23 protein-coding genes are annotated in these 26,476 nt (G+C 60.5%); 11 read left to right on the top strand and 12 right to left on the bottom strand.

The annotated features are described in order from the left end of the window. Positions 1–45: 45 nt before the first annotated feature. A complete protein-coding gene (locus FDY95_RS06905; RefSeq protein ID WP_138076008.1) occupies positions 46–738 on the top strand; it encodes a porin family protein in 693 nt (230 codons plus the stop codon). A 94-nt stretch (positions 739–832) separates the two neighbouring features. On the opposite strand, the gene FDY95_RS06900 is transcribed toward FDY95_RS06905, so the two are convergent. The 3 genes from FDY95_RS06900 to FDY95_RS06890 all read right to left on the bottom strand — a co-directional run bounded on the left by FDY95_RS06900 (position 833) and on the right by FDY95_RS06890 (position 4,388). Further along, positions 833–2,440: an Rne/Rng family ribonuclease gene (locus tag FDY95_RS06900; RefSeq protein WP_138076006.1), complete on the bottom strand. Its 1,608-nt coding sequence runs from the start codon at positions 2,438–2,440 to the stop codon at positions 833–835. Positions 2,441–2,922: 482 nt separating this feature from the next. Continuing rightward, positions 2,923–3,834, bottom strand: a complete 912-nt coding sequence (locus tag FDY95_RS06895; protein ID WP_246073951.1) for a tetratricopeptide repeat protein — start codon at positions 3,832–3,834, stop codon at positions 2,923–2,925. A 107-nt stretch (positions 3,835–3,941) separates the two neighbouring features. Continuing rightward, the gene (locus tag FDY95_RS06890) at positions 3,942–4,388 is read right to left on the bottom strand and encodes an HU family DNA-binding protein (RefSeq protein WP_262710171.1); all 447 of its coding nucleotides are present in this window, start codon (positions 4,386–4,388) and stop codon (positions 3,942–3,944) included. 42 nt (positions 4,389–4,430) lie between these two features. Here FDY95_RS06890 and mutY point away from each other — a divergent pair, with 42 nt between their 5' ends. The 4 genes from mutY to recG all read left to right on the top strand — a co-directional run bounded on the left by mutY (position 4,431) and on the right by recG (position 8,969). Then, a complete protein-coding gene (gene mutY, locus FDY95_RS06885; protein WP_246073950.1) occupies positions 4,431–5,525 on the top strand; it encodes an A/G-specific adenine glycosylase in 1,095 nt (364 codons plus the stop codon). A gap of 96 nt (positions 5,526–5,621) precedes the next feature. Then, positions 5,622–6,059: a single-stranded DNA-binding protein gene (locus tag FDY95_RS06880; RefSeq protein WP_138076002.1), complete on the top strand. Its 438-nt coding sequence runs from the start codon at positions 5,622–5,624 to the stop codon at positions 6,057–6,059. A 126-nt stretch (positions 6,060–6,185) separates the two neighbouring features. Beyond that, positions 6,186–6,773, top strand: coding sequence for a gliding motility lipoprotein GldD (gene gldD / locus FDY95_RS06875; RefSeq protein WP_456237380.1), 588 nt, complete (start codon positions 6,186–6,188; stop codon positions 6,771–6,773). A gap of 99 nt (positions 6,774–6,872) precedes the next feature. After that, positions 6,873–8,969 carry an ATP-dependent DNA helicase RecG gene (recG, locus tag FDY95_RS06870; protein ID WP_138076001.1) on the top strand — a complete coding sequence of 699 codons (2,097 nt, stop codon included), beginning with the start codon at positions 6,873–6,875 and terminating at the stop codon, positions 8,967–8,969. 58 nt (positions 8,970–9,027) lie between these two features. Here recG and FDY95_RS06865 read toward each other — a convergent pair whose 3' ends face one another. Continuing rightward, positions 9,028–9,258 carry a hypothetical protein gene (locus FDY95_RS06865; protein ID WP_138076000.1) on the bottom strand — a complete coding sequence of 77 codons (231 nt, stop codon included), beginning with the start codon at positions 9,256–9,258 and terminating at the stop codon, positions 9,028–9,030. A gap of 433 nt (positions 9,259–9,691) precedes the next feature. Here FDY95_RS06865 and FDY95_RS06860 point away from each other — a divergent pair, with 433 nt between their 5' ends. Continuing rightward, complete coding sequence (locus tag FDY95_RS06860) at positions 9,692–11,104, top strand: hypothetical protein (protein WP_138075999.1); 1,413 nt, start codon at positions 9,692–9,694, stop codon at positions 11,102–11,104. 3 nt (positions 11,105–11,107) lie between these two features. Continuing rightward, positions 11,108–11,422 (top strand): hypothetical protein, encoded by a 315-nt coding sequence (locus tag FDY95_RS06855; RefSeq protein WP_138075998.1) that lies wholly within the window; start codon positions 11,108–11,110, stop codon positions 11,420–11,422. Positions 11,423–11,545: 123 nt separating this feature from the next. Here the strand turns inward: FDY95_RS06855 and FDY95_RS06850 are convergent, their stop codons facing one another. The 5 genes from FDY95_RS06850 to FDY95_RS06830 form a co-directional block, all read right to left on the bottom strand. Further along, a complete protein-coding gene (locus FDY95_RS06850; protein ID WP_138075997.1) occupies positions 11,546–13,333 on the bottom strand; it encodes an acyl-CoA dehydrogenase family protein in 1,788 nt (595 codons plus the stop codon). A 347-nt stretch (positions 13,334–13,680) separates the two neighbouring features. After that, positions 13,681–14,859: a thiolase family protein gene (locus FDY95_RS06845; protein ID WP_138075996.1), complete on the bottom strand. Its 1,179-nt coding sequence runs from the start codon at positions 14,857–14,859 to the stop codon at positions 13,681–13,683. Positions 14,860–15,050: 191 nt separating this feature from the next. After that, the gene (locus tag FDY95_RS06840) at positions 15,051–17,456 is read right to left on the bottom strand and encodes a 3-hydroxyacyl-CoA dehydrogenase/enoyl-CoA hydratase family protein (protein ID WP_138075995.1); all 2,406 of its coding nucleotides are present in this window, start codon (positions 17,454–17,456) and stop codon (positions 15,051–15,053) included. Between the two features lie 111 nt (positions 17,457–17,567). Further along, positions 17,568–18,044 carry a MarR family winged helix-turn-helix transcriptional regulator gene (locus tag FDY95_RS06835; RefSeq protein ID WP_138075994.1) on the bottom strand — a complete coding sequence of 159 codons (477 nt, stop codon included), beginning with the start codon at positions 18,042–18,044 and terminating at the stop codon, positions 17,568–17,570. Positions 18,045–18,320: 276 nt separating this feature from the next. Further along, positions 18,321–20,105, bottom strand: coding sequence for an AMP-dependent synthetase/ligase (locus FDY95_RS06830; protein ID WP_138075993.1), 1,785 nt, complete (start codon positions 20,103–20,105; stop codon positions 18,321–18,323). Between the two features lie 156 nt (positions 20,106–20,261). On the opposite strand from FDY95_RS06830, the gene FDY95_RS06825 reads away from it, so the two are divergent. From FDY95_RS06825 to FDY95_RS06810, 4 genes are all read left to right on the top strand, one after another. Beyond that, a complete protein-coding gene (locus FDY95_RS06825; protein WP_111479914.1) occupies positions 20,262–21,404 on the top strand; it encodes a formimidoylglutamase in 1,143 nt (380 codons plus the stop codon). Between the two features lie 90 nt (positions 21,405–21,494). Continuing rightward, positions 21,495–21,731: a cytochrome b5 domain-containing protein gene (locus FDY95_RS06820; RefSeq protein ID WP_138076263.1), complete on the top strand. Its 237-nt coding sequence runs from the start codon at positions 21,495–21,497 to the stop codon at positions 21,729–21,731. Between the two features lie 60 nt (positions 21,732–21,791). Next, positions 21,792–22,649, top strand: a complete 858-nt coding sequence (murQ, locus tag FDY95_RS06815; RefSeq protein ID WP_262710168.1) for an N-acetylmuramic acid 6-phosphate etherase — start codon at positions 21,792–21,794, stop codon at positions 22,647–22,649. Between the two features lie 151 nt (positions 22,650–22,800). Continuing rightward, entirely contained in the window at positions 22,801–23,370 is a 570-nt protein-coding gene (locus tag FDY95_RS06810; protein ID WP_138075991.1) for a hypothetical protein, read from the top strand. Between the two features lie 166 nt (positions 23,371–23,536). On the opposite strand, the gene FDY95_RS06805 is transcribed toward FDY95_RS06810, so the two are convergent. The 3 genes from FDY95_RS06805 to era form a co-directional block, all read right to left on the bottom strand. Further along, the gene (locus FDY95_RS06805; protein ID WP_138075990.1) at positions 23,537–23,791 is read right to left on the bottom strand and encodes a hypothetical protein; all 255 of its coding nucleotides are present in this window, start codon (positions 23,789–23,791) and stop codon (positions 23,537–23,539) included. Positions 23,792–23,962: 171 nt separating this feature from the next. Continuing rightward, the gene (gene der, locus FDY95_RS06800; protein WP_138075989.1) at positions 23,963–25,285 is read right to left on the bottom strand and encodes a ribosome biogenesis GTPase Der; all 1,323 of its coding nucleotides are present in this window, start codon (positions 25,283–25,285) and stop codon (positions 23,963–23,965) included. A gap of 248 nt (positions 25,286–25,533) precedes the next feature. Further along, the gene (era, locus tag FDY95_RS06795) at positions 25,534–26,433 is read right to left on the bottom strand and encodes a GTPase Era (RefSeq protein WP_246073948.1); all 900 of its coding nucleotides are present in this window, start codon (positions 26,431–26,433) and stop codon (positions 25,534–25,536) included. Positions 26,434–26,476: the final 43 nt, after the last annotated feature.

The raw sequence follows: 26,476 nt of genomic DNA, 5'->3' as shown, positions 1-26,476 counted from the left end.
TGGCATCAGCAACGCACGGCGCGGCTTAAGCGTGTCATCCTTCCTATGAAAAAAGCCCTACTCGCGCTGGCCCTGCTCACGGGCGGCGCCGTCACCACCGCCTCGGCCCAGGTCGAAATCGGTCTGAAAGTGTCGCCCAGCGTCAGCAGCCTGGCCGCTACCTCGCCCTCACAGTACAACTTCGAGAAGGACGGCAGCCTGGCCAGCATCGGCGGCGGCCTGGTGGTCGACTACTTCTTCGGCCAGAACTACGCCTTCAGCACCGGCCTGCAGCTGACCGGCAAGGGCGGCACCATCACCTACTACGACCCCTCGCTGACTGGCGTGGGCAACAACATCACGCAAAAGCAGAAAGTCCGGCTGCAGTACGTGGAAGTGCCCGTAACGGTGAAGCTGTTCACCAACGAGGTGGCTACCGACGTGAAGCTGTACTTCCAGGTTGGTGGCGTGGTCAGCGGCCTCACCGGCGGCCGCATCAACGACGAAAAGTACTTCACCGACCCGGCCAACAGCAACGAGCAGAAACGCTCCCGCAGCCACTTCCTGTTCGCCGATTTCGGCCTGCTGGGCGGCACCGGCGTCGAGTACCAGCTTGGCCAGAGCACCAAGGTGTTTGCCGGCGTGTCGTACCACCACGGCCTGTTCAACGTCGACCGGTTCTTCGACAACACGCGCAAGTATAAGGACGTGAGCATCAAGAACCGTGAAATTGCCCTCGACCTCGGCCTGAAGTTCTAAAGTCAGGCCCCGGAAACCGACGACGCCCCCACCGTTCCAGAAGCGTGAACGGTGGGGGCGTCGTGGTTTGTAATCAGCGCACGAAGCGGCCGGCTTAGTCGTCCGATTCGTCGTCGCGGTCCTGCAGGCTATTGATTTCGGCTGCCCGGCTGTGCAGCTCGATTTCTTCGCCCCGCTCGTCGTGGATGCGGTAGTCGGTGAGGCCCAGCGAGGTATCCTTCACCACTTTCACCCACTTGTAGTACTTCATGTACCACTTCATCTGCTTGCTTACCAGGCCTTTGGTATAGTAAGCGTGCAGGAAGGGGTGCACGTGCAGGGTCAGGCCCGCGTGGTTTTGGTTCACCAGCAGCTCATCGATGCTGAAGTCGATTTCGTCGGTGACCAGGATGGAGGCGGTAATCTTGCCGGTACCGCCGCAGGTGGGGCACACCTCGGTGGTAATGATGTTCTGCTCGGGCCGCACGCGCTGCCGCGTGATTTGCAGGAGCCCGAACTTGGTAATCGGCAGGATGGTGAACTTGGCCCGGTCGCGGGCCATGATCTGCTGCACCGTGTCTTCCACCTTCTTCCGACTGTCGCCAGAGCGCATGTCGATGAAGTCGACCACCACGATGCCGCCCATGTCGCGCAGCCGCAGCTGCCGGGCCACTTCCTTGGCCGCCGCCAGGTTGACCATCAGCGCGGTGGCTTCCTGGTCGCTCTGCTGGTTGCTCTTGTTGCCCGAGTTGACGTCGATGACGTGCAGCGCCTCGGTGTGCTCGACGACGAGGTAGCCGCCGCCGGGCACGGTCACGGTTTTGCCGAAGAGGGTTTTGAGCTGCTTTTCGATGTCGAACTGCTCAAAAATCTTCGTCTTGCCGGTGTACAGCTTCAGCAAATCCAGCCGGTCGGGCGCAATCTGCTGCAGGTAGCTGCGCAGCTCCTCGTACATGGGCTGCGAGTCGACGTGGATGGCGTCGAACGAGTCGCTGAGCATGTCGCGCAGCATGGAGGAGGTGCGGCCCAGCTCGCCCAGCACCTTGTCGTTCGGCTTGGCCGTGCGCAGGTTCTGGTAGAGCTGCTCCCACATGCTCACCATGTTGGTCATGTCGCGGTCCAGCTCGGCCACGTCGCGGCCCTCGGCCACGGTGCGGATAATCACGCCGAAGCCGTCAGGCTTAATCGACGCAATCAGGCGCTTGAGCCGTTCCCGCTCGTTGCGGCTCACGATTTTCTTCGACACCGAAATGGTATCGGAAAACGGAATGAGCACGAGGTAGCGGCCGGCCATCGACAGGTCCGAGGACAGGCGCGGGCCTTTGGTGGAAATCGGCTCCTTGACAATCTGAACCAGCAGCTGCTGGCCCTTCTTGACGATGTCGGCCATCTTGCCGACTTTCTCCAGGGCCGCGTCGCGCGGGAAGCCCTTCAGGTGCGCCACCGGCGCCTTGCCGCCGTGGACGAGGCGCGTCCACTTGGCCAGGGTCTGGAATTGCTCGCCCAGGTCGCCGTAATGCAGGAAGGCGTCCTTCTGATACCCGATATCAATAAACGCGGCGTTCAGGCCGGGCATAACTTTCTTGACGGTGCCAAGGAAGATGTCGCCTACCGCGTAGTTGGTGTCGTTGCGGTCGAAGTGATACTCGATCAGCCGCTTGTCCTGAAGCAGGGCAATCCGCTCGCCTTCCTGAGTCGAATTAATGATTAACTCGTTACTCAATGGAGTTCGGGGTTAGCCGGCTGTCCGGACGCAGATTCTTGTTAGTCAATACCTTCCGCCTCGCATAAGCCAAGAAGGGAAGCCAGCGCCGAGGCACCAGCTTCCCCCTTTTCTGTTCCACGGGGAGAACGTAACCACAAAGCCACGCCCGGGAGTCGGCGGGGTGAAACATAGGGCGCGCGGTGGCTCATAGCCAGCCGGTTAGCGCCCAGCAAACCCCCGCGGGCTTACTTCTTCTTGTGACGGTTTTTGCGCAGACGCTTCTTCCGCTTGTGGGTGGCAATCTTGTGGCGCTTTCTCTTTTTACCGCAGGGCATGAGTTAGAGTGGTTAAGGGTTGGGTTGATTGATTTTCTAGGTACCCAGCGCGTCATGCTGAGCTTGTCGAAGCATCTCTACCGCTTCGTCAGATAGCAATTACTATCCGACATCAGCACGCGAGATTCCTCGGCTACGCTCGGAATGACGTTCTGATGTTGTACCTCATTGAAGCTTTTTGAGTTCTTCGTTTACGGAGGTCAGCAAGCCAGGATCCGCGCTGAGACTTTTGGTCTTCAGGAAAGCCTGTTTTGCCTGCTCTTTCTTGCCGTCCTGCGCCAGGGCGACACCCAAGTAGAACTGACCGTTCACGTTCTTGGGGTTGACCTTCACCAACTCCTGAAAACGCTCCACTGCCTTGTCTGCCTGGTTGCTTTGCAGCGCCAGGATGCCCAGATTGTAGAGTGCCTTTTCGTTTTTGGGGTCGGCGGCCAGCACCTCGCGCAGCATCATGATGCCGGACACGGGGTTTTCGCTGGCCATCAGGGCCATACCCATGTTGGTTTTGGCGTCCAGGTTCTGTGGGTTCTGCTTGAGCACTTTCTCGTACAGCTCCCGCGTCTTGGCGCTCAGCATTTTGGCGCGCTCCTCAGTCGCCGCGAAGCTATAGGCCTCGAAGTACTGATCGGCGGCGCGCTTCCACGCCTGCTCCCCGGGCTTGGCCATAGCCACCTGCTCGTAGTAGTAGCCGGCGCTGTCGAAACGCTGCACCTTCTGGTACTGCGCCGCCAGGTCGTTGGCCACGCGCAGCTTGCTAGGGCCATCGGCCGTCCGGTAGCGGGCTACCAGCGTGCTGAGTTCCTTGCGCTGCTCGGCCGAGGCCATGGTGTGCGGCTGCTCCGGCGTAGTGCCGGCGCTGGCCGAAACCGGGCCCGAGGAAGCTTCGGCTTTGGAGCCGCTGGTAGTGGGTCCGCCCCCGTCGCGGTTGGCCGTTTTGGCGGCGTCGCGGGCAGCTTCGCCTTTGCCTTCCTTCGGCTTCATCACCCCTTTCGGCAGCAAAAACAGCCCGACCACCACGGCGGCGGCAAGGATGAGAATGAACAGTTGGGGGGAAGCGACGGAGCGGCTGGCAGCCATACGTGGAAGAAAAAGGCTGCCGCCGGGCTGCTGCTTTCGGGGCAGACCAGCACGGCGGCGGCCGGCAAGTTTACGAAGAACCGAGCGGTTTTGGGCCTAGCCGGAGCTTAGGCTTGTACCGGCTGCTCTTTTACCTTCTTGCTGTTTTTGATCTTGCTGATGAAGGTTTTCGAGGGTTTGAAGCTCGGGATGAAGTGCTCGTCGATGATAATCGACGTGTTTTTCGAGATGTTACGGGCTACTTTCCGGGCGCGTTTCTTGTTTACGAAGCTACCGAAGCCACGCACGTAGATGTTGCTGCCGTTGGCCATCGAATCCTTCACCACTTTGAAAAAAGCCTCAACGGTAGCGGACACGTCGGTCTTTTCAATGCCGGTCTTCTCGGCAATCTCGGCAATTACTTCTGCTTTGGTCACTGTATTAGGAACCTGAAAAGTGAAAAAAAGAATGGGCAAAAAGCTTTCAAATTCCCGTAAGCCCTTGCCCGGTAGGCATTTCGGGGCACAAAGGTAGCCCCGTTTTTTGGTTTTACAAATGTAATTGCCAAATACCATGACGGAAAGCAATTACAAAGCAATATATTCACAATCAACAAGTTGAGCAACTTTCGTACCCAACCGGCCCAGCCTTTCTTTGCCCAGGCCTTATTGGACTGGTACCCGCGCCACCGCCGCGACCTGCCCTGGCGCCACACTCAAAATCCGTACGCCATCTGGCTATCGGAAATCATTCTGCAGCAGACGCGCGTGCAGCAGGGTCTCCCCTATTACGAACGGTTCTTGGCCGCTTATCCCACCGTGCAGGACCTGGCCAACGCCCCCGAGCAAGAGGTTCTAAGGCTCTGGCAGGGCCTGGGTTACTACTCCCGCGCCCGCAACCTGCGGCTCACTGCCCAGCAGGTCGTGAACGAGTACGGCGGGCAGTTTCCCGGCACCTACGCCGAGCTGCTGAAGCTGCGCGGCGTGGGTCCGTACACGGCGGCGGCCATTGCCTCCTTCGCCTTCGGGGAGCGGGTGGCGGTGCTTGATGGCAACGTGTACCGGGTGCTGAGCCGGGTGTTCGGCATTACCACCGACATTGCCCTGCCGGCGGCGCGCAAGGAGTTTCAGCAGCTGGCGGACCAGCTGATTTCCTACGAAAATCCGGCCGACTACAACCAGGCCATCATGGAGTTTGGGGCCATTCAGTGCACGCCGGTGAACCCCGACTGCCTGTTTTGCCCGGTGCGGGAGCAGTGCTTCGCGTTTCAGCACGGCATGGTGCAGCAGTTGCCGGTGAAGTCGAAGGCCAAGGCGGCCCGCACGCGCTACTTCCACTACTTCGTGCTGCGGCACGGGGAGCAGGTATACCTGCGGCGGCGCGGCGGCAAGGACATCTGGCACGGCCTCTTCGACTTTCACCTGCTGGAAACGCCGGAGGCCGAACTGCCGGCCAAGGCTTTGCTGGCGGAACTGGAGCAGCTTGGGGCGCGGGTAGCGACGGATCGGGTAAGTGAGCCGGCAGCGCTGATGCGGCATACGCTGAGCCATCAGAAGGTAGAAGCCCGGTTTCACGAGCTGTGGCTGGATGCTCCGCTGCCGGCTCAGGCGCTACAATCATCTGGCTTAGAGGCTTATGCTGCGGCCCAGTTGGATGAGTTACCCAAGCCGGTTATCATCACCAACTACCTGGAACAGAAATCAATAATTTAATTACTAACATATTTGGAATTAAGCAAATTTATTTAGTTATTGTATAAGCAATTCAATGCTTTATACCTCATCTTCAACCACACACAAGAAGACACCATGTCGAGCGTAAACAAAGTAATCCTTATCGGCAATCTGGGCACTGACCCGGAAGTACGGCACCTGGAAAGCGGCGCGGCCGTGGCGCAATTCCGTTTGGCCACCAACGAGTTTTACAAGGACAAGCAGGGCAACCGCGTGGAGCGCACCGAATGGCACAACATCGTGGCCTGGCGCGGGCTGGCCGAAATGGTCGAGAAGTACGTGAAGAAGGGCCAGTCCATCTACGTGGAGGGCAAGATTCGCACGCGTCAGTACCAGGACAAGGACCAGCAGACCCGCTACGTAACCGAAATCGTAGCCGACGAAATCACCATGCTGGGTGGCGGCCGTGCTCATAACGAGCAAGCGGGCGGCCAGCAGGGCGGTGCACAGGCAGCGCCGGCCGAGCAGAAGACCTTCCGTCAGGAAGCTGAGCTGAACGAACTGCCGTTCTAATTCAGCTGTTAATCGGCAACTGCCGCCTCGGTCACGCGCTGGCCGGGGCGGTTTTGCTTTATCTGCCCGTCGCTGGCACCGTGGCGCGCCGATTTCCGGTTAATTTTGGATTATCATCCTCACGTTCTGCCTGTGCTTCGCTCCTGCTGCGCGTTGCTGGCTGCCGGGCTGCTGCTAACCAGCTGCAGTTCCGCGCCGGACTACACGCCCAAACCCAAAGGCTACAACCGCATCGACCTGCCGCCGCACGCCTACCAGCGGCTGGCGCCGGGGCACCCGTATCAGTTTGAGTACTCGAAGTCGGCGCGGATACTGCGGGACTCCTCGTACCTGGCGCAGCCGCACTGGATCAACGTAAATTACCCCAAGCTGCACGCCAACGTGCAGATTACCTACACCGACCTCAACGGCAACCCCAAGCTCTTCGCCAAGATGATGGAGGATGCCCGCAAGCTCACCGGCAAGCACCAGATCAAGGCTACGGCCATCGAGGAAAACACGCTGAAGACGCCCGACGGGAAGAAAGTGGCCGTATTTGAGCTGAGCGGCGACGTGCCGAGCCAGTTTCAGTTCTACACCACGGACTCCACCAAGCACTTCTTCCGCGGGGCGCTGTACTTCCGCACGGCGGTGGCCAACGATTCGCTGCAGCCGGTCATCGACTACGTGAAGGCGGACATCGTGCACCTCGTCAACACCCTGAAATATCAATAGGCCTTGATGGCTAAATGGTCAAATGTTAAATGGCTGGTCGTTCAGATTTATTCGGAACAATCAACAATTCAGCAATTTAACCATTTAACAATCTAACCCTTGAGTAGCTTTTTCACCACCAAGATTTCCCTGCTGCGCGGCATGGACACGCGGCGGGCCGACGTGCTGGCCAAGGAGCTGAACCTGTTCACCTACGGTGATTTGGTGCAGTTCTACCCGTTCCGCTACCTCGACCGCACGCAGTTTTACAACGTAGTCGATTTGCACGACGACCTGCCGATGGTGCAGGTGAAGGCCACTATCCGCAGCAAGGAAGTGCTGGGCGAAGGCCGTAAGCAGCGGCTGGTGGCCCATGCCCAGGACGAGAGCGGGCAGCTGGAGCTGGTGTGGTTTAAGGGCGTGAAGTGGTTCGAGAAATTCATCAAGAACCACCAGGAGTACATCATCTTCGGCAAGCCGGCCATGTTCAACGGCAAGCCGCAGATGGCGCACCCGGAGCTGGAGGAAGTGTCGGAGCAGAAGCCGGGCACCTCGTTTCTGCAGCCGGTGTACTCCAGCACCGACAAGCTGCGCAATTTCAACCTCGACAGCAAGGGTATTTCGCGGCTCACGGCGCAGGTGCTCAAGCTTTGCGCGCCGCACTTTCACGAAACCCTCTCGCCGGAGCTGATTCAGCGCTACGCGCTGATGCCCAAGGCGGAGGCCATGCAGCAGATTCACTTCCCGCAGAGCGCCGATTTGCTACAAGCGGCCCGTTTTCGGCTGAAGTTCGAGGAGCTGTTCTACGTGCAGCTCAAGCTGCTGCGGCAGCGCGAGGTGCGCAAGGTGGAGCTGGCCGGGCAGATTTTCGACAAGGTGCCCACACTCACGCACTTCTACAAGAACGTGCTGCCCTTCGACCTGACGATGGCGCAGAAGCGGGTCATTCACGACATCTACAAGGACTTCACGGCCGGCAAGCAGATGAACCGCCTGTTGCAAGGCGACGTGGGCTCTGGGAAGACGATAGTGGCCTTCATCAGCATGCTCATCGCGGCCGACAACGGGGCGCAGTCCTGCCTGATGGCGCCCACGGAAATCCTGGCCGACCAGCACTACGAGGGCCTGAAGAAGTTTGCCGATATGCTGGGCCTCAAAATCGGGCTGCTGACGGGCTCCACGCGCACGGCCGCGCGCCGGGTGCTGCACGAGCAGCTGCGCTCCGGCGAGATGCACATGCTGGTGGGCACCCACGCGCTGCTGGAGGACGTGGTGCAGTTCAAGAACCTGGGCCTGACCATCATGGACGAGCAGCACCGCTTCGGGGTGGCGCAGCGCTCCAAGCTCTGGCAGAAAAACCCGAACGTGATTCCGCACGTGCTGGTCATGACGGCTACGCCCATCCCGCGCACTTTGGCCATGACGCTTTACGGCGACCTGGACGTGTCGGTCATCGACGAGCTGCCGGCGGGCCGCAAGCCCATCGTGACGGTGCACCGCTTCGACGCCAACCGCCTGAAGGTGTTTGAGTTTATGCGCCAGGAAATCCGCAAGGGCCGGCAGTGCTACGTGGTGTACCCGCTCATCGAGGAAAGCGAAGCCATGGCCGACTACAAGGACCTGATGGACGGCTTCGAGAGCGTGACGCGGGCGTTTCCGGAGTACCAGGTCAGCATCGTGCACGGGCGCATGACGGCCGGCGAGAAGGACGCGGAAATGCAGCGCTTCGTGCAGCGCCAGACCCAGATCATGGTGGCTACCACCGTTATTGAGGTGGGCGTGAACGTGCCCAATGCCTCGGTGATGGTCATTGAGTCGTCGGAGCGGTTTGGCCTCTCGCAGCTGCACCAGCTGCGCGGGCGCGTGGGCCGCGGCGCCGACCAGAGCTACTGCGTGCTGATGTCGGGCTACAAGCTGAGCAAGGACACCCGCACGCGGCTGGAAACGATGGTCAGGACCAACAACGGCTTTGAAATTGCCGACATCGACCTGAAGCTGCGCGGCCCCGGCGACCTGATGGGCACCCAGCAGAGCGGCGTGCTGGATTTGCTGGTGGCCGACCTGGCCAAGGATGGGAAGATCCTGGCCGAGTCGCGGGCGGCGGCGCAGGAAATACTCAACGAGGACCCGACGCTGAGTAAGCCGGAGAACCAGAACATCCGGCGGCATATCGAGTCGTTGCCGGCTACGGCGGTAAACTGGAGCCGGATCAGCTAACCTTGCTGATTATTAACGATACAGGCATAAAAAAACGGCCTTGTAGCCGTTCTGTAATCTAGTTGAGAGTTACAGAGTTGTTCTTTCGCCCATACTCTACGCCAACCGCCTGCGCCGGTACATGCTGGTAGCTAACATGCTGCACGAAAAACGATTGGATGGATTCGGCATGCTGCTGAACGGTCGGCGGCGTGGTGGCTTGCGACGGGGCCGCCTGCGACTGTTGCTTTACCTGTTTACCGACGAGGACAAGGGCAATCAGTAAAAAAAACTGTAATAAAGACTTCATGTGAAGGAAACGTTCGGTGGAGGGAGCGGCCCGCCGTATACGACGGAAGCCTGGATTTCTGCCGAGCCCGGTTGGCGCGGTCAGTGAAGACCAGTGGCGTGGTCTTCAAGCACAGAAATCAGCGTGGCGCAGCTGAAAAGCCCAATCTGTGCACAAATTTATTAATTATATACAAATTAACAAGCTTTTTGCCCGTTGAATCTGTATTAGTCAGCTTTACAAAGGAAACGGCAACGGTTGCATTAGGTGACGCTCCGGAAGTTATGAAAGCATGAATATTTCATTTCAGGCGTCCCCCGGCGGGGCCTTTACGGGAATGGTCGACTGAATGATACCTTTGGGGAGTACATTTTTCTCCTTTGGACGACTCTCGCTCCGTTAACCACCTAACGACTTGCGCTTTACAATTTTAAAAATTTTGCCGGCCGGCCTATTGGCCGTAGCGCTGCTACAGGCGCCGCCGGCAAAGGCCCAGCGCGTACGCTCTACGCCCTTTGCCTACGTACCCGAGCACAGCGAAGACCCTTACAATCAGCGGGTTCATATAAAAACCCTGACACTACCCGGCAGCCAGGATTTCATCATCCTGAGTCACCGCTCGGCCAGCGAGTACGCCGTGGAGCGTTACGACGCTGATCTGAAAAAGCTCTGGACGGCAACGGTGCCAGTGGCGCCTGGAGAAAGTATGGAGGCTTTTGCCCGGAACGACCAGCAGGCGCTGGTGGTGCTGCACCACAGCGACGAAACCGGCCAGCACCTGCTCATTCAGCCCGTCGATCTGAAGACGGGCCAGAAGCTGAGTGCTAAGAAAGTGGCCGAAGGAGGCACCCAGGAGCGCCGCCCGGGCATTAGCATCTCGCCCGACGGGACGCAGCTGGTGGCGTGGCGCTACGTGACGCGCGACGCGCAGATCAAGTCGCTGACGGCGGCGCACTACGACCGGCAGCTGAGCAAGCTCAAAGACCGCACCTACGACTTCCGCGACCTGGGCTCGTTCTTCTCCCCCAGCGTGCACGTGGCCAACGACGGCACCCAGTACGTGGCCCTCATCGGCGACGACAACCAGAAGCTCACGGTGCGCCGCTACCGCGACCAGGAAGCCGACATCAAAGTCATGGCGGTGACGGTGGGCGGCGTCTTTGGCGGTAAGAAGGTGACCGTGCGCGACTCGCAGTGGCGCCTGCTCGACGGGCAGACGCTCTACGCGGCCACCATCTGCGCCGATTACGCCTCGGGCGAGTACCACAGCCTGAAGCTGGTGAAGTTCGACTTCGCCGCGGCCGACATGAAGTTCGCACCCGAGTTCAAGTTCACGCCTGAATACCTGGCCGAGACCAACAAGCTCACCGGCGCCAGCTACAAGCGCCTCGACGACATTTACCTGTCGGACGTGGTGCGCACGGAGGACCAGAACGTGGTGGTCATTGCCGAGCACAAGGCAGAGGAAGGCCCCGACGCCCCGGTGCGGGCCCGGGAGCTGCACGTGTTTGGCTACAACGAGTTCCAGTCGCCGACCTGGCACCAGATCATTGCCAAAAACCAGGCGGCGCCCATCACCGAAAGCTTCACCGGCATCGGCTACCGGGCCGCGCCCATCGGCAACGACGTGCAGGTGGTGACGCTGGAAAAGCTCAAGGAGAAAACCGACCTGTACCTGCGCAAAATCGGCGGGCTGGCGGGCACCGTGACCGAGCCCAAGGCCCTGGGCCTGAACGTGGCCAACGACCAGCAGGTGGCCTACGTGAAGGACTTCACCGCCTGGCTCGACGGCAAGACGATGATTGTGGTGACCCGGCCCAGCAAGAAGTCGGCCGCGCTGCAGCTCAACAAGCTGGTATTCAAATAAGCCGTGCTGACCTTCTACCTGTTGCCGGACGAAGCGCCCCGGCCCAGCCGGATGCGGCTCGACGAATTGCCTAAAGCCGGCGAGCTGTCGGCCGAGGACTTTGCGGAGCTGCAGGCGCAGCGCATCATCGAAGGCCGGCTGGACTACGACCAGGACTTCCGCTGGAGCAACGGTGTGGCGCAGATGAAGCTGCAACTGCTGCTGCACCGCCACCCCCAGCTGCGGCCCAACGACGTGAGCACGCCCGAGCAACGGCTGTTTGTGCTGCTGCTAAATGCCTCCGCTGCTGACCAGGGCTTGTTGGCCATTGCCGATTAGCACCTAGAACCAACGCACAAAAAGGGCCGCCCCGATACCGGAGCGGCCCTTTTAAGTTTTCCCCCATCGGGAAATACACAACCGGCCGTTTCCCCGCGGCCAGTTGTTCTGCTGCGTTCCGGGTTAGAACGCGTATTCGTTGGCCTGGATCAGCACGTCGGCGATGCGGCGACGGGCGTCCTTGGCGTTGTAGAGGTCGGCTTTGGTGAAGCGCTTCAGGCCCAGGGCCAGCAGGCGCTGCTCGTCGCCTTCGGTCATGGAAGCAATGGCCTCTTTGCCGAACTTGTTTACGTTGTCCACCGTGTCGGAGAGGTACACGCGGGCAATGTCGATTTGCTGGGCCACGGCTTCTTCGCCTTTCACGCCGGCTTCCTTCTGCACGCGCAGAATGGTGCTTTCGGCGGTGTAGACTTTGATGGCCATGTCGGCAATGTTCATCAGCACTTCCTGCTCCTTGGCCAGGGAGTTCATGTACTTCTGCACGGCCGTGCCAGCCACCATCAGGATGGCCTTTTTCAGCTTGGCAATAGTGCGCAGCTCGGCCGCGAACAGGCTGTTGTCCTCGTCGCCGCCGAAGTCCGGAATGGCCATCAGCTCCTGCTGCACGGCCTGGGCCGGGCCCATCAAATCCAGCTCGCCTTTCAGACCCTTTTTCAGGATCATGTCGACGGCCAGCATGCGGTTGATTTCGTTGGTACCCTCGAAGATGCGGTTGATGCGCGAGTCGCGGTAGGCGCGGTCCATCGGGTAGTCGGCCGAGAAGCCGTAGCCGCCGTAAATCTGCACGCCTTCGTCCACCACATAGTCGAGCACTTCGGAGCCTTCCACTTTCAGGATGGCGCACTCCACGGCAAACTCGCGGGCGGCGCCCAGCAAAGCCTCGTTGTGGCTCTGGCCCTTGCCGAGCAGCTCCTGCTCCATGCGGGCAATGTCCATACCCGCCCGGTAAATGGCCGATTCCACGGCGTAGATGCGGATAGCCTGCTCGGCCAGCTTGTACTTGATGGCGCCGAACTTGCTGATCGGCAGCTTGAACTGCACCCGCTCGTTAGCGTATTTCACGCTCAGCGTGGCGGCCATCTTGGAGGCGCCCAGGCAGGCCGCAGCCAGCTTGATGCGGCCGATGTTCAGGATGTTGAAGGCAATCAGGTGGCCCTTGCCGATTTCGCCCAGCACGGCCGATTTCGGCACTTTGCAGTCGGACAGGAATACCTGGCGCGTGGAGGAGCCCTTGATTCCCATCTTGTGCTCCTCGTTGCCGAGGCTCAGGCCGGGGTTGGTTTTCTCCACGATAAAGCCGGTGAACTGCTCCCCGTCAATCTTGGCGAAGACCACGAACACGTCGGCAAAACCGCCGTTGGTAATCCACATTTTCTGGCCGTTGAGCACGTAATGCTCCCCGTCCTCGGTCAGCACGGCCTTGGTCTTGGCGCCCAGCGCGTCGGAACCTGAGCCGGGCTCGGTGAGGCAGTAGGCGCCCATCAGCTCGCCGGAGGTCAGGCCGGGCAGGTATTTCTGCTTCTGCTCCTCGGTACCGAAGTACAGAATGGGCAGCATGGCAATGCCGGTGTGGGCCGCGAAGGCCACCGGGAACGAGTGGCCGCCGCCCACGCCCTCCGTCACGCGCAAGGACGTGGGGAAGTCCATGTTCAGCCCGCCAAACTCCTCGGGGATGCTCACGCCGAACAAACCCAGCTCCCCGGCCTTTTCCATCAGACCGCGCATCAGGCCTTCCTCGTGGTTGTCGAGGCGCTCCAGCAGGGGCTGTACTTCTTTCTCCACGAAGTCCAGGGCGGTCTGGTGCATCATGTTTTGCTCCTCCGAAAAGTCGGCGGGCGTGAATACGTCGTGGGCTTCGGTCGGCTTGATGATGAACTCGCCGCCTTTGACAAGTTTGTTGCTTACTTCCATGGCCGTGGTGGGAATGTTGATGTGGGAAACTGTTCGGCTTGCCGACTATCTGGGGCCGACAAGCGCCGGCTGGCAGTGGATACCGAAAGGTAAGAAAAAATGTTAGGCGTGCCGACTACTTTTTGAAAAAGAAACCCCGAAGAGACGGGGCTTCTGGTAGTTGGCAATATCAGAACACCGGTATATCGGCGGGGGTTCTGATGATGGGCGGGTTTCTACAAGAACGTCATGTCGAACGAAGTCGAGACATCTCGCGTGCTGACGCCAGATAGTAAATTCTGTTCAACGAGGATTTTACCATCCAGCGAGATGTCTCGACAAGCTCGACATGACGTTCTAGCGGGCCGTTACTTCAGCAGCTCGTAGATGCCGGCTACGCCCTGGCCGCCGCCCACGCAGGCCGTGACCATGCCGTACTTCTGACCGCGGGCGCGCAACTCGTGGAACAGCTGAATCGAGAGCTTGGCGCCGGAGCAGCCCAGCGGGTGGCCCAGGGCAATGGCGCCGCCGTTCACGTTCAGCTTCTCGGGGTCGATGCCCAGCTCTTTCACCACGGCAATTGACTGGGAGGCAAAGGCTTCGTTCAGCTCGAACAGGTCGATGTCCTCCAGCTTCATGCCGGCCTGCTTGAGCACTTTCGGCACGGCCTTGATCGGGCCCATACCCATGATGCGCGGGTCGACGCCCTCGGTGGCGTAGTTCACCATGCGGGCAATCGGCTCCAGGTTCAGCTCTTTTACCATCCGCTCCGACATAACGACCACGAAAGCCGCGCCGTCGGAGGTCTGGGAGGAGTTGCCGGCCGTAACCGAGCCGGTGGCGGAGAAGACCGGGCGCAACTTACCCAGAGCCTCCACCGAAGTATCGGCGCGGGGGCCTTCGTCGGTATCGACCACGTAGGAGCGGGTTTTCTTCTTGCCGGTGGCCTGGTCGAGGTAGGTTTCCTCGACGGTAATCGGCACAATCTGCTCCTTGAAGCGGCCCGCGGCAATGGCCTTGATGGCTTTCTGGTGCGACTGGTAGCTGAACTCGTCCTGGTCCTGCCGGCTGATTTTGTAGTCCTGAGCCACGGCTTCGGCGGTCAGGCCCATGCCGAGGTAGTAGTCGGGGTGCTGCTGGGCAAGCTTGTAGTTCGGTACGGTCTTCCAGCCGACGGTGGGCACCAGGCTCATGCTTTCGGTGCCGCCCGCGATGATGCAGTCGGCCATGCCGGCCTTGATTTTGCCCACGGCCATGGCAATGGTTTCCACGCCCGAGCCGCAGTAGCGGTTCACGATGAGGCCCGACACGTTGATGGGCAGGGCCAGCAACGAAATCAGCCGGCCCATCTGCAGGCCCTGCTCGGCTTCCGGCACGGCGTTACCGACGATGACGTCGTCGACGCGGGTCGGGTCGAGCTGCGGCACCTCTTTCAGCAGGTGCTTGATGACCTCGGCGGCCAGGTCGTCGGGGCGGGTGAAGCGGAAACCACCGCGGGGCGCTTTGCCCACGGCCGTGCGGTAACCAGCTACGATGTATGCTTCCATGTTCGGTTAGTCTTTAGAAACCTCACCCCCTAGCCCCCTCTCCTTAGGGAGAGGGGGAACTAGACTTTAGACTAGTTTTTAGCTGGTTCGGGCAAGGATGAGTTCTTTCGATGACTTCAGGCACCCAACTAGTTCTAAAGCTAGAAGCTAGTCCCCCCTCTCCCTAAGGAGAGGGGGCTAGGGGGTGAGGTTTAATTGCGCAGCGGCTTACCAGTCGTGAGGATGCTTTGGATACGCTCCAGGGTCTTCCGCTCACCGCAGAGCGAGAGGAAGGCTTCGCGCTCCAGATCCAGCAGGTACTGCTCCGATACTTCCGTGGGCGCCGACAGGTCGCCGCCGCACATGATGTAGGCCAGCTTGTTGGCAATTTTCAGGTCGTGGTCGGAGATGTAGTTTCCCACGCGCATGGCGTGCACGCCGGTCATGAACATGCCCAGGGCGCCGCGGCCGTGCACCTTGATGTTGGTGCGTTGCACCGGCATCGTGTAGCCATCCTCGGCCAGCTCGATGGCGGCGGCTTTGGCCTGGGCAATGACGCGGTTGCTGTTGACCACCACTTCGTCGCCGCGGCGCAGGAAGCCCAGGTCGAAGGCTTCGTGGGCGGAGGTCGACACCTTGGCGGTGGCAATGGTCATGAACGCGTTGCGCAGCAGGTTGTATTCCGGCTCCCCTTCCTCGTACTTGAGGGCGGTGCGCAACGTCATTTCCTTGGAGCCGCCGCCGCCCGGAATCAGGCCCACGCCGAACTCCACCAGGCCGATGTAGCTTTCGGCCGCCGCTACCACTTTGTCGCAGTGCAGGTTCAGCTCGCAGCCGCCGCCCAGGGTGAGGCCGTGCGGGGCGCCCACCACCGGGATGCTGCTGTAGCGCATCCGCATCATGGCCTGCTGGAACTGCGCAATCATCATGTTCAGCTCGTCGTAGTCCTGCTCCAGCGCGAACATGTACACGAGGCCCAGGTTGGCGCCGGCCGAGAAGTTCGGCGCGTCGTTACCCACCACGAGGCCGCGGAAGTCCTTTTCGGCCAGCTCCACGCCTTTCAGCAGACCCTGGATAACGTCGGAGCCCAGCGCGTTCATCTTCGAGTGGAACTCCACGTTCAGGATTCCGTCGCCGAGGTCGATAACGGACGCGCCCGAGTTTTTCCATACCACCTTGCCCGAAGCGCGCAGGTTGTCGAGAATAACGAAGTTCTCAACGCCCGGAATGGCTTTGTAGGCTTTGGTTTCGATGTCGTAGAACTTCTTCACGCCGCCTTCCACTTTGTAGAAGGAGGCGTTGCCGGCGGCCAGCATTTCCTGCACCCAGGGGGCCACGGTTTTGCCCTCAGCCTGAGCTAGCTCTAGTCCTTTCTGCACGCCCAGCGCGTCCCAGGTCTCAAACGGGCCCATGTCCCAGCCGAAGCCGGCGCGCAGCGCGTCGTCGATTTTGTAGAGCGCGTCGGTGATTTCCGGAATGCGGTTCGACACGTAGGCGAACAGCCCGGCGAAAGTCTTGCGGTAAAAGTCCCCGGCCTTGTCCTTGCCGGCCACCAGCACCTTGAAGCGGTCGGCCAGCTTCTCGATGGCCTTGGTAGTTTCCAGGGTGGCGAACTTCACCTTCTGGCTGGGCTTGTATTCCAGCGTGGTGAGGTCCAGCGCCTGGATTTCCGACTTGCCGCCCTCCCCTTTCACCTTCTTGTAGAAGCCCTGGCCGGTTTTGTCGCCCAGCCACTTGTTCTCACCCATTTTCTTGAGAAACTCGGGCAGCTGGAAGGCGTCCCGGGCTTCGTCGTGGGGCAGGTTCTGGGCCAGGCCGTTGGCCACGTTCATCAGTGTGTCGAGGCCCACCACGTCGGAGGTGCGGAAGGTGGCCGACTTGGCGTGGCCGATAACCGGGCCGGTCAGCTTGTCGACTTCCTCCACCGTCATGCCCAGCTGCTGCATCACCTGCAGCACGTCCATGATGGCGAAAACGCCCACCCGGTTGGCAATAAACGCTGGCGTGTCCTTGGCCAGCACGGTGGTCTTGCCCAGGTACAGGTCGCCGTAGTGCATCAGAAAACCCACCACTGCCGGGTCCGTATCCGGCGTCGGAATGATTTCCAGCAGCTTCAGGTAGCGCGGCGGGTTGAAGAAGTGCGTGCCGCAGAAGTGCTTCCTGAAGTCCTCCGAGCGGCCTTCCGTCATCAGGTGAATCGGTATTCCACTGGTGTTCGAGGTGATAAGCGTGCCGGGCTTGCGGTACTGCTCCACCCGCTCAAACAGGCTCTTCTTGATGTCGAGCCGCTCCACCACCACCTCAATCGTCCAGTCGCAGCCGGCAATGTCCTTGAGGTTGTCGTCGAAGTTGCCGGTTTTGATGCGGCTCACGTCGGCTTTGCGGTACAGCGGCGACGGGTTGGCCTTCACCGCCGCGTCGAGCGAGGCATTGACGATGCGGTTTTTCACCGCCGGCGAGTCCAGCTTCAGGCCCTTGGCTTCTTCCGCGGGCAGCAGCTCCTTCGGCGCGATGTCGAGCAGCAGCACCTGCACTCCGATGTTGGCAAAGTGCGCCGCGATGCGCGAGCCCATTACCCCGGAGCCGAGTACGGCTACTTTCTTGATGGTGCGATTCATTCTCTGGAAAAGTGAATGAGTGGGAAAGGTTGTTTTGTGATGAGTAAATGAGTGGATTAGCGGCTGAGTAGATGTGGGGTTATCCGCTCATCTACTCAGCCGCTAATCCACTCATCTTTTCTCTGCCGGCTTCAGCGGTTTCACCTTGAAGCCCTCGAAAATGCTCTTGCTGTCGATCAGCCCGTTGATCTGGCCGACGACCCGGAAAAACACCTCCAGCTGGTCGGCGGGTACTTTCTCCCGGATCTTCTGGTTGAACTGCCGCACCGTCTGCCGCGACACCTCCTTCTTCTTCAGCCCTTCTTCGGTCAGGAAGATGCGCACCGAGCGTTTGTCCTGCTGGTCGGCCTGCTTGTAGATCAGGCCCTTCTCCTCCATCGACCGCAGAATGCGCGTCAAAGAGCGGGTTTCCAGACCCAGCAGCGGCGCGATTTTGGTCGCGGGCGTGCCGTTTTCCTGGTCGATGTTCAGCAGCACGAAGCCGATGCTGGTGGTGATGTCGTGCTTGGCGGCCTGCACATTGTACATGCGCGAAATGGCGTGCCAGGCCACTTTGATGTTGTAGTCAACGGTTTCTTCGGGTCTCATCTCGGGGTCGATGTCCGGTAAACGTACGCAAATATGTTATGCTTGCATACTAGTTTACGAAAAAATTATCGGATGCGTTCCGCCGGCGAGTGATGGAGCACTCACCCCGATGTAACGGGAAACAAATAAGACCGTCATTCCGAGCGAAGTCGAGGAATCTCGCGTGCTGATGTCGAATAGCATTTTTCTCGTTCAACGAGGATTTTACTACCTGAAGTCAGCACGCGAGATTCCTCGACAAGCTCGGAATGACGTTCTGAAAACCTAACCGCCTGCCTACCGCTGCGAATCCGAGTTGTACAGGCTGTCGATAACGGCCTTGTTGTTCTCGCTGATGACTTTGCGCTTGACCTTCATGGTCGGCGTCATTTCGCCCGATTCCACGGTCCACTGCTTGGGCAGGATGGCTTCCTTCTTCACCTGCTCCCACTGCGCGAAGCTCTGGTTGTACTTGCCCACCAGCTCGTGGAACATCTTCTGTACCTGCTCGTTGCGCACTAGCTCCTCGTTGGAGCCGTTGACGGGCACGTTGTTGCGCTTGCACCACGATTTTAGCTCGTCAAAAGCAGGAACCAGCAGCACGGCGGGGAATTTCTGCCCGTCGCCGACCACCATGGCCTGCTCGATGAGCGGCGACTCCTTGAGCTTGCCTTCGATGACCTGCGGGGCCACGTACTTGCCGCCGGAGGTCTTGAACATCTCCTTTTTGCGGTCGGTAATTTTGAGGAAGCGGCCGTTCACGAACTCGCCAATGTCGCCGGTGTGGAACCAGCCGTCCTTGTCGATGGCCTCGGCCGTCAGTTCGGGCTTGTTGTAGTAGCCCTTCATCACCGAGGCCGACTTGGTCAGGATTTCGCCGTCGGCGGCAATCTTGACTTCCATGTTGTCGATGAGCGGGCCCACGGTGCCGATGAGGTTATTCTCCGGCTCGAAGCCGCCCACGGCAATAACCGGGGAGGTTTCGGTGAGGCCGTAGCCCTCCATCACGCGGATGCCGGCGGCCCAGAACACCCGGGCCAGGCGCGGCTGCAGGGCCCCGCCGCCCGAGACGATGACGCGGATGTTGCCGCCCAGGGCCTCCTGCCACTTCGAGAAGATGAGCTTGCGGGCCAGGTTAAGCTGGGTGTTGTAGAAGAAACCCTTGTCTTCCTGCGTGTCGTACTCCAGGCCCAGGTTCAGGGCCCAGAAAAACAGCTGCTTTTTCACGCCGGTCAGCTCGTGGCCCTTCGCCACAATCTTGTCGTACACCTTTTCGAGCAGGCGCGGGACGGTGGTGAAGATATTGGGGTGTACCTCGCGCAGGTTGTCGGCAATGGTTTCCATGCTCTCGGCGTAGTAAATGCTCACGCCGTTGATCATGTAGAGGTAAGTCACCATCCGCTCGAAGATGTGGCAGAGCGGCAGGAAGCTCAGGGCCGAGTCGTCCTTGGTGACGGGCACGAAGGACTGGGAGCTGCGGCAGTTGCTCAGGATGTTGTCGTGGCTGAGCATCACGCCCTTGGGCGAGCCGGTGGTGCCGGAGGTGTAAATCAGCGTGAGCAAGTCGTCGGGCTGCACGGCGGCGCGCAGGGGCTCCAGGTCGGCCACGTTGCCATTCTTGCCCAGGGCCAGCAGGTCGTCGAAATGCCGGCCGCCGTTGATTTTGTCGAAGGTGAAGATGTGGTCGTCGGGAAGGTTCAGGCTGGCCGTAGCCTCCTTCACCTTGTCGTACAGCTCCTGGTTGGCCACAAATACGGCTTTTACGCCCGCATCGGCGAAAATGTACTTGTAGTCTTCGGTGGTGATGGTGGGGTACATGGGCACCGTCACGGCGCCGAGCTGGGAGATGCCGAAGTCGGCGTACATCCACTCGGGGCGGTTCATCGAGATGATGGCCACCTTGTCGTCCTTGCCGATACCGACTTGGCGCAGGCCCAGGCTAACGAGGTTCACGGAGTCCAGCACCTGCTGGGTGCTCCATTTCTGCCACTCGCCGTTGCGCTTGGCGGCAAGGCAGTCGGCCTTCGGAGCGGTGGCCAACTGGTACGGCAGAATATCAAAAGCGCGGCGGGGAGCTTGCATGAGTGCGGAATTCGGGAGGGAAAAGCTGGTGAAATAAATGGATTTTTCGGCGCAAAGCCTATTAAGGCGCTTTAAGGCTCATACGTAGGGCGGGCTTTTTGAGTAGTTTTGACCTACGCCTCCGCGGGCACCTGCGCCGCGGCAGCTACCTCCGCTATGAATCTGGCCCTGTTCTTCGACCCGCTCACCGACGATGTGCCCGCCGGCTCCGGTACGACCTTGGGCGCCCACGTCGCGCGCTTCGTGGATACGTTTCCCGACTGGCGCGGGGCCGATCTGGCCATTATCGGCCTGAACGAGTGGCGGGGCAGCGCCGCCGGCACGCCCGCGGCCTCAGCCCCCGACGCCATCCGGCCGCGCTTCTACCAGCTGCAGCGCGGCACCGGCCCCTGCCGCTTGGTGGATCTGGGCAACCTGCGCAACGGCCTGACGCTGGAAGACACCTACCTGCGCCTGCGCGAAATCGTGGCGGCTTTGCTGGAAGAAAAAACGGTGCCCATCCTGCTCGGCGGCTCCCACGACCTCGACATCGGGCAGTTTCTGGCCTACGAAACTCTGGACCGGGCCGTGAGCCTGACCTGCATCGACGCGCGGGTGGACATGGTGGAGGAAGCCGGCGTGCCGGCCGAGGACAGCCACCTGCGCCGCATCCTGATGCACGAGCCGAACTTCCTGTTCAACTTCGGCCAGCTGGCGCACCAGCAGTACTTAGTGCCGACCAGCGTACTGGCCGCGCTGGAAAAGCTGCACTTCGAGACGTTGCGCCTGGGCCAGATCCGGGACGACGTGCGCCAGGCCGAGCCGCTGCTGCGCCAAGCCGACCTGATCAGCTTCGACTTGATGGCCCTGCGCTGGCCCGAGTTTCCGGGCTACCTGCCCGCCTCCCCTTTCGGCCTCACCGCCGAGGAAGCCTCCCAGCTGTGCTGGTACGCCGGCCACAACGACCAGCTCACCAGCATCGGCCTCTACGGCTACCGCCCCGACCACGACCTGCTGGGCCTGGCTGCCTCTACGGCCGCTACCATGCTCTGGTACTTCGTGGAGGGCTACTATCACCGCCGCTACGAAACCGATTTCCAGAGCCGCCGCTTTATCCGCTACGCCGTGGGCCTGCCCGGCAACCCGGCCAAGCTGGTGTTCTACAAGGCCAAGCGCACCGAGAAGTGGTGGATGGAAGTGGAAAGCATGGCCGACCACTCCGTGCGCCGCATCGTGCCCTGCAGCTACCAGGACTACCTGCGCGCCGCCCAGGGCGACCTGCCCAACCGCTGGATTCTGACGCAGGCGCTGCTGGGGTAATTAATAATTGAGAATTAGTAATTAATAATGGCCGAAGACTCCGGGATTCCGCACGAGCCGAGCACCGCCGACGGGCAGCCCGTCGAGGCCATGCCGGAGTATTCCAGGCACCAGCTGGCCCTGCGCAACGGGCAGGACCGCGACGAAATCTGGTTTGCCTACCGCGGGCTGATTTACGACGTGACCAAGTCCCGCCTCTGGCGCCGCGGCAACCACTACGAACACTGGGCCGGCCAGGACCTAACCGCCGAGCTGGAAAAAGACGCCCCCCACACCGTGAATGTCCTCGACAAGTTCTACGTCGTCGGGCGGCTGAAAATTGGGTGACACGTAACAGGTAACACGTGACAGGTCAGTCGCTCCGCGTGGACGTTCAAAACCTGTCACGTGTTACTTGTCACGTGTCACCCGTTACGTGTCACTTGTCACCTCAAAACCATGAGCACCACCGAAACTGCCTCGCTCTTCGACAACCTCGAAACCCTGCCCACCGCCGAGCTTCTGGCCGGCATGAATGAGCTCGATCAGACCGTGCCGCTGGCCGTGCAGAAAGCCCTGCCGCAGCTGGAGAAGCTGGTCGAAGCTACCGTGGCCCGTATGCGCGAGGGTGGCCGGCTGTTCTACATCGGCGCGGGCACCAGCGGACGGCTGGGTATTCTGGATGCCTCGGAGTGTCCGCCCACGTTCGGGGTGCCGCAGGGCTTGGTAGTGGGGCTCATTGCCGGCGGCGACTCGGCCATCCGCAAAGCCGTGGAAAATGCCGAGGACGACGCCGAGCAGGCCTGGCGCGACCTGTCGGCCTACGATATCAATGACAAAGACGTGGTAGTGGGCATTGCCGCCTCGGGCCGCACGCCCTACGTCATCGGCGGCTTGGAGCAGGCCCGGCAGCACGGCCTGACCACCGGCTGCATCGTGTGCAACGCGGGCTCGAAGGTGGCGGCGGCGGCCGAGTTTCCGGTGGAAGTGGTGACCGGGCCGGAGTTCGTGACCGGCAGCACCCGCATGAAGGCCGGCACCGCGCAGAAGCTGGCCCTGAACATGCTCAGCACCGCCACCATGATTCGACTGGGCCGGGTGAAGGGCAACAAGATGGTGGACATGCAGCTCACCAACGCCAAGCTGGTGGACCGCGGGGAGCGGATGCTCATGGACGAGCTGGGCATCGCCCAGGGCAAGGCGGCGGAGCTGCTGGCCAAGCACGGCTCGGTGCGGGCGGCGCTGGCGGCACACAACGGGCAGTAAATCAGCTTCGATACCGGCTTACATCAGAACGCGCCGCATTGGTGCGTTCTTTTTTTGCTCAATTTCCTGCTCACCACCGGAACGCTGCCCGAACCCGTGCGTTACTCAAGAGGCGTGGCTACCTTTCTATCCAGCCGCCAATGCCCGAGCTATGCACACCATCGAACCCCACTACGCCTGGCTGGAGCAGTACCAGGCTTCCGAGGACGAACGTTCCCCGCTCTACGGGGCCGAAAACAACCTCGACAGCTACGTCAATACCATCTACGGCTACTTCATTCACCCGCAGTGGGACGACATGGAGTCCGACACGCTGTTCCTGAAGATTCTCTTCGTGGATTACGATGAGCACGTGGCCGTCATCGAGTTTATCGGGGAGTGGAACGACGCCATCGAAAACGACATCATGCAGCTCAAGCGGCAGATCATCGACCCGATGGTGCACGAGGGCATCCGCAAGTTCATCCTCATCGGCGAAAACGTGTTCAACTTCCACGGTTCCGACGACTCCTACTACGAAGAGTGGTTTGAGGACGCGGAGGACGGCTGGATTGCGGCCGTCAACTTCCAGGAGCACGTAGCCCGCGAAATGCGCCAGTACAACATCGACTCGTACGTGAACTTCGGCGGGCAGCTGGACGAGTTGCCCTGGCGCACCTACCCGCCCAAGAAGCTCGTCCACGTCGTCGACGGGCTGCTGCAGCGGCGGCTGGGCGCCTGAGCTGGCGTTATTCGTTTTTGGTTGTTCGTTTTTCAGCTCGAAACCGTCGGCTGGTTTGATGCTGGCAGACGGCTCACTGCAGAAGTTTGACAAATAAAAAAGGGCGCCCCGCAGCTGCGGGGCGCCCTTTCTGGCTGCCAGGACCGAAGTCCGGAGCCGGCTATAATTACTGAGCCGGGGTCGTAGCGGGAGCCGGGGTAGCCTGGCTCGGGTTGGCATCAGCAGCATCTTCCATAGCGTCAGCTTTGGCATCGGCCGAGTCACGTACGGCATCAGCCTGCTCTTCCATAGCGTCAGCTTTCTGCTCGCCAGCGGCTTCTACGTTCTCAGCAGCTTGCTCTTGGTTGTTTTCTTTCTGGCTGTCGCACGAAGCGAAGGTGAACGAAGCAGCGGCCAGGGCGAGGAACAGAACCTTTTTCATGGTAATTGGGTGTGGAGAAAAAATGGAGTTGAGTTTTCTTTTTTCAGCTTCCCCCGCCTTGCGGCAGCGAAATCTGCTCCTTTATACCTGACGAGCAGCCAGGTAACCCGTACCCCCCAAAAAAAATCGGACGGACCCTGAAAAAGGCCCGCCCGACGCTGCCAGAGCAGATTATTTTTTGCGGTACACAATGCCGATGGGCACGCCGGTGAAGTCGAAATGCTCGCGCAAGCGGTTTTCGAGGTAGCGGGTGTACGACTCCTTCACGTACTGCGGCAGGTTGCAGAAGAAGGCGAAGACCGGGTTGTGCGTGGGCAGCTGCGTCACGTACTTGATGCGCACCATCTTGCCCTTGGTGGAGGGGGGCGGGTAAGCCTCGATTTCGCGCAGCATCACCTCGTTCAGCTCCGAGGTCGGCACTTTCTTGCGCTTGTTCTCATACACCTCCATCACCGTCTCGATGGCCTTGTGCACGCGCTGCTTGGTGAGGGCCGAGGTGAAGATGATGGGCGGGTACTTGATGGGCTTGATCATGTCGTAGATCTTGTCCTCGAACTCCTTGGCGGTGTTCGATTCCTTGTTCTCGATCAGGTCCCACTTGTTGACCAGGATGACGATGCCCTTGCGGTTGCGGTCGGCCAGGCCGATGATGTTCACGTCCTGCGACTCAATGCCGCGGGTGGCGTCGAGCATCACGATGACCACGTCGGACTCCTCCATGGCCCGCAGGGAGCGAAGGTTGGAGTAGAATTCGATGTCCTCGTCAACCTTGGCTTTGCGGCGCAGGCCGGCCGTGTCGATGAGGATGAACTCGTTGCCGAAGGCGTTGTAGCGGGTGTGAATGGCGTCGCGGGTGGTGCCGGCAATGTCCGTCACGATGCTGCGCTCCTCGCCCAGCAGCACGTTCACGAGGCTGGACTTGCCCACGTTCGGGCGGCCCATCACCGAGATGCGCGGAATGCCCGCGTCGGGGTCTTCCACGCCTTCTTCCTCGAAGTGGCTGATGACCGCGTCGAGCAGCTCGCCGGTGCCGGAGCCCGACTGGGAGCTGATGGGGAACAGGTCGCCGGTGCCGATGCCCAGGGCGTAGAACTCGCCGGCGGCCTGGAAGCGCTGCGTCGAGTCGACTTTATTGACCACTAGGTAGATGGGTTTCTTGTCCTGGTAGCGGCGCAGCACGTTGGCAAACTCCTCGTCCAAGGGGTGCAGGCCGGCGTCCACGTCGACCATGAACAGGACCACCTGGGCCTCGTCGATGGCCAGCTTCACCTGCTTGCGGATGCCTTCCTCGAACACGTCGTCGGAGCCGACCACGTAGCCGCCGGTGTCGATGACGGTGAAGTACTTGCCGGTCCAGTCGCCGTAGCCGTAGTGCCGGTCACGCGTGACGCCGGACTGGTTGTCCATGATGGCTTTCCGTTCGCCCACGAGGCGGTTGAACAGGGTGGACTTGCCCACGTTGGGGCGGCCCACAATTGCAATGGTATTCTGCATGGTGCTGACCCCAGCCGCCGCTCCGACCATGTGCGGCAGTGCCCGGGGTAGTTAAGTTGATGGTGGGTCGGCAAACCGTCATCCTGAGCGCAGCGAAGGACCCTCCTCAGCTTTGCACGACGGTTAAATCTTGGCTCTGACTTTCGTTCGAGGCAGAGCCTTGGTGGCTTTGATTATCGGTTGGTGCGGGGTTCGAGGAAGGTCCTTCGCTGCGCTCAGGATGACGTTCTTTTGCTCCCGCCAACGCGCTACTCCGGCCGGTAGCCGAAGCGGTTGAGCATTTTCGGGTCGGCGCGCCAGTTCTCGTTGACTTTGACGTGCAGCTCCAGGAACACCTTTTTCTGGAAAAACTTCTCCATTTCCTCCCGCGCCCAGGTGCCCACTTTCTTCAAAGCCGCGCCGCCCTGGCCGATGATGATGCCCTTCTGGGAGGCCCGCTCGGTGTAGATGATGCCGCGGATGCGGATGATGGTTTCGTCTTCCTTGAATTCCTCGATGACCACTTCGGTGCTGTAGGGCACCTCTTTCTTGTAGAGCTTGAAGATTTTCTCGCGGATCATCTCCGAGGCGAAGAATCGTTCGGGCTTGTCGGTCAGCTCGTCCTTGGGGTAGAACGGCTCGTGAATGGGCAGGCGGTCCATGATGGCCTGGAACACGCTTTCGGTGTTGAAGGCATTCAGGGCCGAAATCGGCATAATCGCGGCGGCGTTGGGCATCTGCTCGCGCCAGTAGGCCAGCTTGGCCTCCACTTCCTCCTGGGTAGCCTGGTCGATTTTGTTGACCAGCAGCAGGATGGGCACCTCGGAGCGGCGCAGGCGCTCTACCACGGGCTCCTCGTCGTGCTTCTCGTAGATGTCCGTCACGAACAGGATAACGTCGGCGTCCTCCAGCGAGGAGTACACGAACGACATCATGGCCGACTGCAGCTCGTACTTGGGCTGGATGATGCCGGGCGTATCGGAGTAGACGAGCTGAAAATCGGGGCCGTTCAGGATGCCCAGGATGCGGTGGCGCGTGGTCTGGGCCTTGCTGGTGATGATGCTGAGCCGTTCACCGACCAGCACGTTCATCAGCGTGGACTTGCCCACGTTGGGCTTGCCGATGATGCTCACGAAGCCGGCGCGGTGCGGTTTGGGGTCGGTAGTCACGGGAGGTAATGCGTTAAGGGGCACAAAGGTACGGCTTTCGGGC

This window comes from Hymenobacter jeollabukensis, from assembly GCF_005771675.1.
GTDB classification, from domain to species: Bacteria; Bacteroidota; Bacteroidia; order Cytophagales; family Hymenobacteraceae; genus Solirubrum; species Solirubrum jeollabukense.
The sequence above is the reverse complement of the archived record's forward strand: the minus strand, read 5'-3'. Positions and strand labels throughout refer to the sequence as shown.

Bases quoted from the DNA above. Each gene is read 5' to 3' on its own strand.
- FDY95_RS06905 (WP_138076008.1), top strand. From the start codon at position 46: ATGAAAAAAGCCCTACTCGCGCTGGCCCTGCTCACGGGCGGCGCCGTC.
- FDY95_RS06895 (WP_246073951.1), bottom strand. From the start codon at position 3,834: ATGGCTGCCAGCCGCTCCGTCGCTTCCCCCCAACTGTTCATTCTCATC.
- FDY95_RS06890 (WP_262710171.1), bottom strand. From the start codon at position 4,388: ATGGTATTTGGCAATTACATTTGTAAAACCAAAAAACGGGGCTACCTT.
- FDY95_RS06880 (WP_138076002.1), top strand. From the start codon at position 5,622: ATGTCGAGCGTAAACAAAGTAATCCTTATCGGCAATCTGGGCACTGAC.
- FDY95_RS06865 (WP_138076000.1), bottom strand. From the start codon at position 9,258: ATGAAGTCTTTATTACAGTTTTTTTTACTGATTGCCCTTGTCCTCGTC.
- FDY95_RS06850 (WP_138075997.1), bottom strand. From the start codon at position 13,333: ATGGAAGTAAGCAACAAACTTGTCAAAGGCGGCGAGTTCATCATCAAG.
- FDY95_RS06845 (WP_138075996.1), bottom strand. From the start codon at position 14,859: ATGGAAGCATACATCGTAGCTGGTTACCGCACGGCCGTGGGCAAAGCG.
- FDY95_RS06840 (WP_138075995.1), bottom strand. From the start codon at position 17,456: ATGAATCGCACCATCAAGAAAGTAGCCGTACTCGGCTCCGGGGTAATG.
- FDY95_RS06835 (WP_138075994.1), bottom strand. From the start codon at position 18,044: ATGAGACCCGAAGAAACCGTTGACTACAACATCAAAGTGGCCTGGCAC.
- FDY95_RS06830 (WP_138075993.1), bottom strand. From the start codon at position 20,105: ATGCAAGCTCCCCGCCGCGCTTTTGATATTCTGCCGTACCAGTTGGCC.
- FDY95_RS06825 (WP_111479914.1), top strand. From the start codon at position 20,262: ATGAATCTGGCCCTGTTCTTCGACCCGCTCACCGACGATGTGCCCGCC.
- FDY95_RS06820 (WP_138076263.1), top strand. From the start codon at position 21,495: ATGCCGGAGTATTCCAGGCACCAGCTGGCCCTGCGCAACGGGCAGGAC.
- FDY95_RS06810 (WP_138075991.1), top strand. From the start codon at position 22,801: ATGCACACCATCGAACCCCACTACGCCTGGCTGGAGCAGTACCAGGCT.
- FDY95_RS06805 (WP_138075990.1), bottom strand. From the start codon at position 23,791: ATGAAAAAGGTTCTGTTCCTCGCCCTGGCCGCTGCTTCGTTCACCTTC.
- der (WP_138075989.1), bottom strand. From the start codon at position 25,285: ATGCAGAATACCATTGCAATTGTGGGCCGCCCCAACGTGGGCAAGTCC.